We start from the raw sequence: 12791 nt of genomic DNA, 5'->3' as shown, positions 1-12791 counted from the left end.
TGGATAAATTAGTCATCACACCATTTTTTTAGGAATAAACGAATGAAAAAAGCATTGCTAGCATTAATCGTAGCACCACTATTTGCAGTATCTGCGACTTATGCGGTTGCAGACGATGCGCCAACAGCTTCAGCCGAAATAATAAAAGAATACACAGAAATGTGTGTTAATTGGGCTAAAGATGATGACGTAAGCAATGAAGAGCTAAATGCCTACGTATTAAGATGCGTAAATGATGAGCTTGAATCTGAAGGGTATAAAAAAGTATCTTCTGTTAAGATTTAATTATACCAATTGCATTAAAGTAATGATCAATTATAGCGCTAAGAGTATAGCTCAATAACTAAGCGAAAAGCATAACATATATTTGTTCTCGGCAGCTGCTCCCTGCAATGCCTACTTTCTGCACCTTTGCAGTCATATATGAATAGTTTTTAACGCAGTAGCTGAGTTATTTAATACGCTATAATGACCATGTATTTAATCAAATTGGTAACACGCTCAGGTGAATGTACTGCTAATAAAGCCGTTGCGAAAGCATTCAACTAGGCACAAAAAAACCGGAATAGACACAAGCTGTGCATTCCGGTTTTTTTATGACTTTTTAAATCTACAAAAGCTATGAATAAGCAATAACGAGCTTATTCATCTTCTTTTTTAGCTTTCGCTTTAGGCTTAGCTTTAGCTGGTGCCTTTTTTGCAGCTGCTTTCTTTTTAGGCGCTGCTTTTTTCTTCGCTTCTTCTGTCCATTTACCTGCCTCATAATGAGCAGTCCAGCCGGTAGCTTTACCGTCAACTTCAGTCATAACATACTGAGATTTATTTTTACGGCTATAGCGTACAACAGCAAGATTACCATCAGGATCTTTAGCTGGTGCATCTGCTAAATAATAAAACTTAGGCGAAATGCGGTCTCTAAAGCGTTTTAGTTCTTCAACCTTAGGTGCACGTGTTTCACGTGACTTAGGAAAAGTATTTGCGGCTAAAAATATACCCGCAGCGCCATCACGTAAAACAAAATAAGCATCTGACTTTTCACACTCTAATTCAGTAATGTGAACAGGATCTTCTTTTGGTGGAGCAGCCTCGCCATTTTTAAGTAACTTACGTGTGTTCTTACACTCGTCGTTATTACAACCAAAGTACTTACCAAAGCGACCCGATTTAAGCTCCATGTCAGAACCGCACTTATCACATTCGATAATTGGTCCGTCGTAGCCTTTAATTTTAAAGGTACCTTCTTCAACTATATGCCCTTTACATGCTGGGTTATTACCACACACATGTAGTTTACGGGTTTCGTCAATTAGGTATGAGTCCATTGCAGTTTCACAAATAGGACAACGCTTCATCTGCATTAATTTTTCGGTTTCTACGTCTTCGACATCAGCAGCAACCGCTTCATCGCCCGACACTAAGTTCATTGTTGTAGTACAACGCTCTTTTGGTGGAAGGCTGTAACCAGTACACCCTAAGAAAACACCGGTTGAAGCCGTACGTATGCCCATTTTGCGGCTACATGTAGGACATTCTATATCGGTTTCAACCATCTCATTAAGACGCATGCCGCCATTCTCTGGCTCGTCTTTAGCGACAGTTAGTTGCGTTGAAAAATCAGCATAAAACTTATCTAAAACTTGAGTCCATACACGCTTGCCTTCAGCAATGTCATCTAAACGACCTTCCATTTTAGCTGTAAAATCAAAGTTCATTAAATCAGTGAAGTTTTCAACTAAGCGGTCAGTAACAATTTCACCCATTTTTTCAGCAAAGAAACGGCGATTTTCTACACGTACATAACCACGATCTTGAATTGTTGATATAATCGACGCATAAGTAGATGGACGACCAATACCACGCTTTTCAAGCTCTTTTACTAAACTAGCTTCACTAAAGCGAGCTGGCGGCTTAGTAAAATGCTGCTTAGGATCAAGTTCTATTAAAGTAAGTATTTCACCTTCTTTAACAGCTGGCAGTGATTGATCTTCTTCGTTCTTTTTACGCACCGCAGGTTGTACTTTTGTCCAACCATCAAAGCGAAGCACGCGGCCTTTTGCTTTGAGCTGGAAATCGTTAGCTGCAACAGTCAGTGTTGTTAAGTCGTATTCAGCAGGTACCATTTGACACGCTACAAACTGACGCCAAATTAGCTCATACAGCTTTTTAGCATCGGCATCTACGCCTTCGATATGACCAGACAACACAGTAACGCTTGAAGGACGAATTGCCTCATGCGCTTCTTGTGCATTGCCTTTAGAGCTATAGTTAATTGGATCTTTTGGTAAATATTTAGCACCAAACTCGTTCGTTACATACTCACGACACATTTCAACCGCATCTTTTGAAAGATTGGTTGAATCGGTACGCATATAAGTAATATAACCGCCTTCATACAAACGCTGAGCGAGCATCATAGTCTTTTTAACGCCATAACCTAGGCGTGTACTTGCCGCTTGTTGCATGGTTGAAGTAATTAATGGCGCACTTGGGCGACTTTTACTTGGTTTTTCTTCAACGCTAATTACTTTGTATTCTGCACTCTCAAGGCTTTTAACAGCTGCGCTAGCCTGAGCTTCATTTACAGGCTTAAATGCCTTTCCTGCTTGTTTGGTTACTTCTAAGCGTAACTCAGACTCAGTATTCTTAACATCAGCGTGAATATCCCAAAACTCTTCAGGGATAAATGCCTTAATTTCACGTTCACGCTCAACTAATAAGCGTACCGCAACAGACTGAACTCGTCCTGCAGATAGACCACGTGCAACTTTTGCCCACAACAAAGGAGAAACCATAAAGCCTACAACACGGTCTAAAAAGCGTCGTGTTTGCTGAGCGTAAACCATGTCAGTATTAAGCTCGCCAGGTGTTTCGAAAGCTTGCTGTATTGCGTTTTTGGTAATCTCGTTAAAAACTACGCGCTTATACTTTTCAGGTTCGCCGCCAATGATTTCTTGAAGGTGCCAAGCAATTGCTTCCCCTTCTCTATCCAAATCCGTTGCGAGGTATATTTGATCTGCATTTTCAGCCAGCTTTTGTAATTCTTGAACAACCTTCTCTTTACCTGGCAGGATTTCATAATGCGGCTCCCAACCTTGCTCAGGATCAATACCCATACGCGCGACCAGGTTAGTATAATCTCGTTGCTTTTTATACGCTGCTTTCTCTTCAGGTTCCATTTTGCGAACTTCTGCTGGCGTTTTAGTTGCCGGCACTTTAGCTTTGCTCGAACCTGAAGTAGGTAAATCACGTACATGCCCAATACTGGACTTTACGATGAAGTCATTACCTAAATATTTATTAATTGTTTTAGCCTTAGCAGGTGACTCTACAATTACTAGCGATTTGCCCATAGTTGCCTATTTCTAACCAAATATTAAAAATGTGTTTTGCCGACATAAGCGGCGCGAATATTTATAGGTATATCTACAAACACTAGTTGTTACAAGCTTTTAATACAAACTTTTCAGTATTTACTGAATAAACGAACAATTTTTGTCGTTAAATTAAACAAACAGGTGTTTTTAGATTAATTGATGTGGAATATATAGAACAGAAACAAAAATGCCAACCTAAAGGTTGGCATTTTTTATTTTAAACGATTATAAATCGTCGATTACTGAAACTGAAAATGGCGAAACTAAACCTGAAGGAGCTTCAACTGAAATGTTTAAGCTACCCGATGGACTATCGTTACCACCTGTCAAAGGTTCCCGTTTAATACCAAAAGAAACACCTACTGGAACAAAGCTCGTAGTATTAGGAAATACATAACTAGTTTCGCCAGTAATTTCACCGTTATCAGTACTAATAGTTACCTCAGTACCTGCAGGCATAGGATTATTATACATATCTGCAATATACATAATCAGACTGACACTACTAGTCCCTGTTGGACTCTGGGTTAAATCTATTTCACTGACTTGACACATCTGTTGGCTTGTTGGATCAGCTTGTGAGCGACGTACTAATGGGCTCGCTGGATCACTGTTTATATGCACCTCAGATGCTGTTACGCCTGCAATAGCCGAGCAATCATCAGCATAGGTTACTAATCTAAAGAATGCCGCATCACCCGACATAACAATCTCTTGGTTTTGAAATACATTAACCAATTGACGGCTACATAGCCCTGCGGTTTCGTCTTCTTCACGACATAGTAAACCATTGTATAAACCGTTTTGGGTAGTCCAAGAGCCATTACCATCAAAATCTACGAACTCTTCAAACTCATCACCTGTTGAATTGTCACGAGAACATGGGTCTGTTCCATCACTACAATCTTTGCCGCCAAAAGTACCATCTTCATTGTTATCAATAAAAGCTTCTGGGATATCAAATAAATCATCAAAGAAGTCTTCGCTATCAAAGTAACCATTACCATTTAAGTCTGAAAAAGTCTCTTCACCAATAGCATATGCATGAACGGTTGCTCGTCCACCAAGTGGTAAATCTATTGTAAGATCATTATTTAAAATACCTAATGGGCACGGTAATCCACCATCACATTTTTGAGCAATTGTATTTTCGTACATTGAATCAGTAAAAGGACGCGGGTTGCTACTTGTCCAAGTAACGCTACATGCTCCATTCGTTGTAGTACAACTTGGCTCAATAACTCCACCTTCTGTAATAAAAGTAACGGCCGTACCATCTGGAACAGGATTATTAAAGTGATCGGCTAAACGTGCGTTAACCGCTACTGTATTACCATCAACATTTAATGCATGGGGATTGAAAATAGAACGCGATAGCGAAAAACTATTTTGATCGGCAATACCCGTACTAACAACAAGAATATCTGAGGGAGCCGTAACAATGACTGTATTGCCTCCAACCTCTTCCTCACTTGATGCAATAACACGTACAGGTGTTGCAATCGAACCAGATAGTACTGATGTTTTCACTTCGCCACTGGCATTAGTAATAGCGCTTGCTGTGCCTAATGTAATGCCACCTACAGCAGTTGAAAGTTCAAAGTTAACCGTTCTTGACGCTAAATCGTTCCCGTTTGAATCCACAAGTTTGAAAGTCACTTCTGAAATTTCAGTACGGTCAGCACCACCTGTACCTTTTAATGCAATTACAGGCTCTGTAACATCTATAAACTGTAAAAAACCAATATTTGCAGGTGATACATTAATTGTAGTATTTGCAGAAACCGTATCTCCACCAGTAATAACCGTTGCAGTAATAATATCACCACCCACACAAGTTAAAGGGCGATAAGTTGAACGTGCAAATCCACCAATACTTGTCACAGTTTCATCAATTGATGCCTGCTCCGAACTTACACAGCCCGATGTAAATTCAACCGTTAATGGCGTTGTATATAACTCACCATCTTTAGTAATTTCAATAGAAACTAGAGCCGTAGCCCCTGCCGCTAATAGCTCATCATCAGCAATAGAACTCGAAATAGAAATTTCAATATCTACCGCAGCAATCTGAAACGCCTTAGTCAAGTTACTATCAAGTACAGACACGGTGATTTCACCTGCCCCTACATCCAGTCCAGGAACAATATCGAGTAGTGCAATACCATTAGAATCTGTAATTGCAGTACCTGTAGTAGGTGAAATTGCACCAATAGTGGTAGTAGCGGTTACTAAAGTTTGAGTAAGTGGTGTTGTTGAATTTTCATTAGTCACTTCAATAAATAAAATAGCTGAAGAATCACCTGAGATACTTGTTATCTCTTCACATAAACTTGCATCTCTAGTTGTTTTAAAACCAACCGGACAGTTTTGCAAAATTTTAAAATTGATATCCGCAGTGCTTTGATTAGGGTCGATAGCATCACCACGAGTATAAAACCCTACCGTTTCTGTAATAGCTTCGTACTGTGCTGTAACATTACCGGCTCCTTCAATTGTACCTGGTGTTAGATTTAGAGTAGCAATACCGTTAATATTTGTTAGCGCAGTACCTGAACTAGGTAATAGGTTACCTAAAGTAGAGCTAAAAGAAACCACTTTTCCAATTACTGGGGCACCATTTGAATCTAGGACTAGAGCTTCTACTAGGCCATTATCGTTGGCACTAATTTCGCTTATTTGGTTTCGTGTTGTTGACGACCTTAAGCTCAGATCAATTGTGAAATTATCTGCATCACCTTGGGCTGGAGAGTCCCCGGCAGTTGTATATGTAAAAGCTTCAGCTGTGTAACTCGTGTTATCGCTATCAATATATTCGGCCGTTATTGAGCCAGCCCCAGCTTCTGTCCCTGCTAATAAATCAACCTTCGCAATCCCCTTCTCATTGGTCAGTGCAGTACCATTAGAAGGATTAATAGTCCCTAAGCCTGATAAATTAAATGCGACTAACTTAAACGCACCTGGTTCACCGTTTAATAAGAGTTGCGCCTGGGCAACAGCAGGGTTTAAAAAATCCACATTGCGAGTTGTCGAATCATCACTTGCTAATAAGCTAACTGTAATTTCCGCTTTTTCAACAATGATAGATTCAAAGTCAAAGGCTTCCGATGAGTACGTAACACCATTATTTATGTAAGTTACAGATAATTCTGAAGCACCTTCAATATTTCCAGCTAGGAGCTCAATAGCAGCTATACCATTGCTATTGGTTAAAACACTTCCAGAACTAGGGTTTAAAACACCGATATTACTAGCTAACGAAAAATTAACACTTTGTGAGCTAACTGGAGTACCGTCATTAAGTAACGTTGCTCTTAGTTCAAGTGGCGCTAATGAAGTAACTGTATTTGATTGAAGATCCGTTCCATTTGAATACCCTTGCAAAGTTAAACTATAAGCAGGTTGGTTACCTTCTTTACCGTCGGATTGAAACGAGAAACTTGAGGTGTAAGTAACACTATCAATGTTGAAACTTGCTACAACTTGACCAGCGCCTTCAATTGTTCCTGATGTTAATTCTACTTTCGCTTGTCCATTAGTTTGTGTAAGTGCTGAACTTGCATTTAAAGAACCCACATTACCCGATAGAGAAAATGTTATTACCTCACCAGATACTTGATTACCGTTATTAGTAAGAGTGGCGATTAAATCGATTGGAGTATCCCCTGAAACTGAATTGGTTTCAGATCCATCCCCTTGAGAGAAGCCTTGTAATTGGATCACGTATTCATTATTTGGATTTAGTCCAGCATCACCTGTTGAGCTAAACGAAAAACTATCTGTATAGGTCGTGCCATCAACTGTATATGTGGCAGTTACTTCTCCAGCACCTTCGACAGTACCAGCCATTAGTTCAACTTCGGCTTCCCCATCTGTATTTGTTAGTGCAGATGTCTGGCTTAAAGCCCCTACGGTATCGGTTAAAGTAAACGTAATTCGCTGACTATCAACAACATCACCGTCGTTATCAGTGAGTATTGCTCTTAAGTTTAAGGGAGAATCTGCCGTAACAGCATTTGACTCTGTTTCGTCTGTTTGAGAGTATCCCTTTAATGAAACCGAATATGTAGCAGCCTCTGTAGTGGAATCACCATCACTTATAGAACCGTCTTTTTCAAGTGACCCACCGCCACCACAGGCTGTGAGTAAAAAACTTAGCAATGAAATGCCGAGCAGTCGCATTAAAGGCATGAACCTCTCCCTAGCGTTGTTATTATAATCAAAATTAATTTACACTTAATATTAACCTATAACTTAGTCTAAAATCACAGTTTTTTATTACTTTTTTGTGCAAAATATTTTTAAATAAATACTAACTTTTTCTGTAGTAAATATTTCCTTGCTGGTAGTCTATGGCAAATTTATAAAATGTAGATCAGGAAATATGTCAAAAATCCGTTCAATGAGTTTAACCACTCGCATCATGATTGGTATGGCGCTTGGGGTTGCAGTAGGTTTTATATTTCAGGCTATATTAGCTGGTGAAGACGATTATCTAATACCACTTGGGTTATTCTCTTTGCCAATTAAAGCCTTTTTTGTTGATGGTATTTTCCATGTTGGTGGCCAAATATTTATTGCCAGCTTAAAAATGTTAGTTGTGCCTCTTGTTTTTGTATCGCTCGTTTGTGGTACCTGTAGCTTAAGTGACCCTAAAAAACTAGGCCGCCTAGGTGGTAAATCTATTGTTTTATACTTATTAACTACGGCTATTGCTATAACGGTGGCTATTACACTTGCCTTATTATTTAGCCCTGGTGAAGGTATAAGCTTGCCATCTAATGCAGCTTACGACGCGAAAGAAGCGCCTACCCTAGCGCGTGTAATTATAGATATGTTTCCTACAAACCCTTTTGAAGCGATGGCCAAAGGTAATATGCTTCAAGTTATTGTGTTTGCACTTTTATTTGGTGTAGCAATGGCATTAAGTGGTAAAGCAGGAAAGCGTGTTGCTACCGTATTTGAAGATTTAAACACTGTGATTTTAAAACTAGTTACGCTGTTAATGAATATTGCCCCTTATGGCGTGTTCTTTTTAATGGCAAAACTGTTTACAACAATTGAGCTTAACTTAATTGTTAGCCTAGCCAAATACTTTGGCGTTGTAGTGCTTGCACTGTTATTACATGCTTTTGTAAACTACACATTGCTTTTAAAAGTATTAACGGGCTTAAACCCGCTTATTTTCTTAGCAAAAATGAAGCACACATGCTTATTTGCATTTAGTACCTCGAGCTCAAGCGCAACTATGCCTATTACACTTGAAACTGCTACTAAAAAACTAGGTGCTAATAACTCGGTTGCCTCATTTACTATCCCACTGGGTGCTACCATTAACATGGATGGCACTGCCATCATGCAAGGTGTGGCTACCGTGTTCATTGCACAAGTGTTTAGTGTCGATTTGACAATATCTGATTATTTAATGGTTATATTAACAGCAACACTTGCCTCTGTAGGTACAGCAGGCGTACCTGGTGTTGGTTTAATAATGCTGGCCATGGTACTTAACCAAGTTGGCTTACCTGTAGAAGGGATTGCAATTATTATCGGTGTAGATAGATTACTTGATATGACACGTACAGCAGTTAATGTAACCGGCGATTGTATGGTTACCTGTGTTGTTGCTAAATCTGAAGGGGAACTTGATGAGAGCATCTTTAACGACCCTAATGCAGCTAAAGACTTAGAAGATTATCATAAGTCTATTGACTCTTAAGCTACATTTATACAGCTATAAAAAACCTTGATGCAATACATCAAGGTTTTTTTTGAGTAGAAAGAATTAAACTGAATCGTAAAAAAAATTCTAATCTAAGGATTTAGGGATTTAAATTTAGAGAGTAAGTTTATTCCCACTTTATTTACACCACTACTCAGGCCAAGAGCTAGCTTATCGCTTAATCCCTTTTTAATTTTGTATTTAATCTTATAAATTTGGCGCTCATGTTGCTGCTCCAGCAATGCATCATCACTTGTCTTTATGACATCTACCAAACCTTTATCAATCGCTTGAGTTGCAAACCAATGCTCGCCTGTCGCAACTAAGTTTATATCTAAGCTTGGACGTTGAGTGCTTACAAACGTTTTAAATAAATCATGTGTTTGTTCAATTTCTTCACGAAATTTTTCACGGGCCTTATCTGTGTTTTCACCAAATAAAGTAAGCGTACGTTTAAACTCACCTGCAGTTATTTGCTCAAATTCCACATCATTTTTCTTTAATATTTTATTAAAGTTTGGTATTTGAGCTATCACACCAATAGATCCAACTATGGCAAAAGGGGCTGCAAGTATCTCATCGGCTACACACGCCATCATGTAACCACCGCTCGCTGCTACTTTATCAATTGCAACACTCAGAGGAATACCTGCACTTTTAATACGCTGTAACTGAGATGCAGCAAGTCCGTAGCCATGCACAACACCACCACCACTTTCTAAACGAATAAGTACTTTGTCTTTACTTGGATTGGCAATAGAGATAATGGCCGTTATTTCTTCTCGTAAGCTTTCTACTTCGTGAGCGTCCATACTGCCTACAAAGTCAATTACATATAAACGAGGTTTAGGCTCATCTTTATCTGCTTTTTTACTTTGCGATTTAAGCTGTTTTTGGTGCGCTTTAAGCTCTTTTTTACCCAGCGTATTTTGTAAAAAGCTTTCTTTAAGCTCAACTAATTGCTCTGATATGTCGTCAATTTGTATTTCGCCTTTTTTGGCTTTAGGCTTAACTGCAGCGCCAACTATTAGCATTAGAATAACTGCTATAGCAATAACAAAAGTAATTGTTTTAGCAAAAAACAAACCGTATTCGTATAAAAATTCCAACTGGTTTCTCCATTTATAAATTTCAGCTAATTTAGCATGCTTTAAAGCAAAAAAAAGCCACTTTTCAGTGGCTTTTAAAGGTTAATTATTTTATTGGCTATTAATCAGTCACAACCTCAGGGTTGGAAACTAATAACATTCGACCACGAGCAGCTAAGTAAGTAGCTACTTGCAACTGCATTTCTGTATTAGCGGCCGCACTACCTTCAACAGTTGCAGCTTGTGCATCATCTTGAGCTGGCGTTAATATAGAACCATGATGCCCTTTAGTAAATTTAACTAAGTAGCTTGCTGGTATTTCACTCAATGCTTGCGAAGTACTTACTGTTTCAAGACCCATCAAGTTAGCTAATGGAATTGTGCCAGAAATAGGATTATTAGCTGCCATTGGTGGTATCACTTGGTCAGGCTTGTTATCAACACCATCACCCACAACAACATTAGTATAAACAGGAGTACCTAATGCTTTCACAGTGGCTGCGTAGTTCGTAGGGTCGCCACTATCTAATGCTGTTTGAGCCGCAAAAGCAAACTGTGTAAATACACCTTGAATGTTAGTAAGTTTAGTCGTTTCACCCGCAGTAGTAAGTGATGTAATATATTCTCTGTAACCACATGTTAAATAAGCTTCCATATCCTCCGATGCAAATGAACCACAGTTAGAAAGCGCAGCGCCCTGTAAGTAAACGTTAAGTTCATCAGCTTCTGTTGTACCCGCTTGTGAAAGTACTGAACCTTGAATAAATGGACCAAACGCAGCGGATTCAAGTAAGAAGCTTGCTATACCGCCACCGCCACTTGCAAGCGCTACCGTATTTACATTAAATAGCGGATCAAGCGTTTCTGCCATTGGCGTATTAGCTTGAGCAATAAATGCTGGAGCAACAATTGAACCCAAAGAGTGTCCAACGTAAGTTACATCTTTACTGTTAATAGTTGCATCATTAATAAAGTTTAAGCCTAAACGCAAACCTAATAAATCAGCAGCCGATTGACGTAGACTATCACGTGCAACTAGTAACGAACTTAAGTTCATGTAGCTAAGGACAGAGCCCGTTGTAGCATTAAAATCGTCTGTCCCATCATCACCAACATCTATACCACGCTCACCGTGGCGAGGATGATCAATAGCAACCGTTGCAAAGCCTTGAATAGAAAGCTGCGCCGTTAAAGCAAGCATACTTTCTTTTTGTGTTGTAATACCGTGTTGCATAATAACAACTGGCCAGCCACCTTCTGGGATACTTTCAAGCTCAGGTAAACCATAAGCTGAACGATAAACATTTATATCTGCTAAAATTGGCTTTGTGATTTGTACAGGTATAGTCTCACTGCTTTGAGCTAGTGGAACTGGGTTATATTTAGTTAAATGCCGAGTAATATCTATTTTTGGATAGTCATGTAGACGAGCATTTATTTGCTGGCAAACGTCTTCATAAGGACCTTCATCAAACATAGTTGCATCAATATCTTCTTCTTTACCCTCATCTCGTAACTTTTGATCCGCAGCTAACTGATTTAATACTGCAACAGGGCTTGAACACATTGCTTTCCAGTATGTGTCATTCAAAGCGCTTATATCTTTACCTGTTGGTGTGCCTAGATACATTGGTAAAGTAATCTCGCCTTTAATATATTCAACAGCATCAAATGGAGCAAAAGTAGCTATATCAGGAAATTTTAAAAAATCTTTAACCGTTTCAACCTCATCAGACTTTGTAACAGTTATTTTTGGTATAGTTGCAGGGTTTATCAAACTACCAGCTAACAATTGTTTAATAGTACCAAGCACTGGCCCTGCTGATTGAATAGTCATTGCACTAGAAAAAATAATATCGCCTTTTGAAATGTCGCCTGAACTTACCACTACATTTTCGTAGCTATTTACAGCACCTTGCAAACCAAGTTGGGCTTCTGTAATTAACGGCGCTTCTTCACTCACAGAGGCATAAGTAGAAGAAGGTTCAATAGAACGCCCTAATGAATCTTTAAGCCCTGTAGTTAATACATTGATGTATGAGCTACCGGCTGTAAATGGTTTTAAAGGAATAATGGCAACGGCATCACCTGAAGCTTGAGTTACAAAGTCAACGCCAAAAGTAAGTTCACCCACTAATTTACAAGCAGTGCCTGCCGCTACAACAGAACATTCTGCGTCAGTTAAGCTTGCACCCATTACAACTTCAAAAATCCTTACCGTTCCAGGGCTTCCCGCAGACGCTTCATCTAAACTTACATTTGGTGGGAATGTTAAATCAATTTTATAAGGAACCTGCGAAGACCAACCATCAAGTGCACCTAGAGCAAGCTGAGGGTCTGCATAAGCTGCACGAGAAATAGATGCATTATCGTCATCTAATTCGCCAGGGATATTAAGTGTACCGTCTTGAGTCCCACTCATTAATAAATCATTAGGTACCGATAAGATACCTGCAGCAGGGTCAAATGTAACTGTTGCTGTTGGAATAACGGGTGCTGTGTCATTTTTGACATCTGTTAACGTTTCTCCACCGCCACAGCCTGCTAAAGCAGCTGTAACCGAGAGTGAAAGTAGCATTTTTTTCATATTGTTGGCTCCGCACATAT

Annotated in this window: 6 protein-coding genes; 2 read left to right on the top strand and 4 right to left on the bottom strand. The window is 39.2% G+C overall.

The genetic code is table 11. The features are described from left to right. Positions 1–42: 42 nt before the first annotated feature. A complete protein-coding gene (locus tag I6F10_RS02810) occupies positions 43–285 on the top strand; it encodes a hypothetical protein (RefSeq protein WP_197098402.1) in 243 nt (80 codons plus the stop codon). Between the two features lie 356 nt (positions 286–641). Here the strand turns inward: I6F10_RS02810 and topA are convergent, their stop codons facing one another. Together topA and I6F10_RS02800 are read right to left on the bottom strand one after the other, a co-directional pair. Beyond that, positions 642–3350 carry a type I DNA topoisomerase gene (topA, locus tag I6F10_RS02805; protein WP_197098401.1) on the bottom strand — a complete coding sequence of 903 codons (2709 nt, stop codon included), beginning with the start codon at positions 3348–3350 and terminating at the stop codon, positions 642–644. A 249-nt stretch (positions 3351–3599) separates the two neighbouring features. Further along, positions 3600–7565, bottom strand: coding sequence for a beta strand repeat-containing protein (locus I6F10_RS02800; RefSeq protein ID WP_197098400.1), 3966 nt, complete (start codon positions 7563–7565; stop codon positions 3600–3602). A gap of 193 nt (positions 7566–7758) precedes the next feature. On the opposite strand from I6F10_RS02800, the gene I6F10_RS02795 reads away from it, so the two are divergent. After that, on the top strand, positions 7759–9093 hold the full coding sequence (locus I6F10_RS02795) for a dicarboxylate/amino acid:cation symporter (RefSeq protein WP_165742943.1): 1335 nt from the start codon (positions 7759–7761) through the stop codon (positions 9091–9093). Positions 9094–9188: 95 nt separating this feature from the next. Here I6F10_RS02795 and sohB read toward each other — a convergent pair whose 3' ends face one another. Together sohB and I6F10_RS02785 are read right to left on the bottom strand one after the other, a co-directional pair. Further along, positions 9189–10205, bottom strand: a complete 1017-nt coding sequence (sohB, locus tag I6F10_RS02790; RefSeq protein ID WP_165742942.1) for a protease SohB — start codon at positions 10203–10205, stop codon at positions 9189–9191. Between the two features lie 100 nt (positions 10206–10305). Then, a complete protein-coding gene (locus I6F10_RS02785) occupies positions 10306–12771 on the bottom strand; it encodes a VolA/Pla-1 family phospholipase (protein ID WP_197098399.1) in 2466 nt (821 codons plus the stop codon). Positions 12772–12791 lie beyond the last annotated feature (20 nt).

Source organism: Pseudoalteromonas sp. SWYJZ98 (assembly GCF_015864495.1).
GTDB lineage: Bacteria > Pseudomonadota > Gammaproteobacteria > Enterobacterales > Alteromonadaceae > Pseudoalteromonas > Pseudoalteromonas distincta.
Note: the sequence above shows the minus strand (reverse complement) of the source record. Positions and strands in the feature narration are given on the sequence as shown.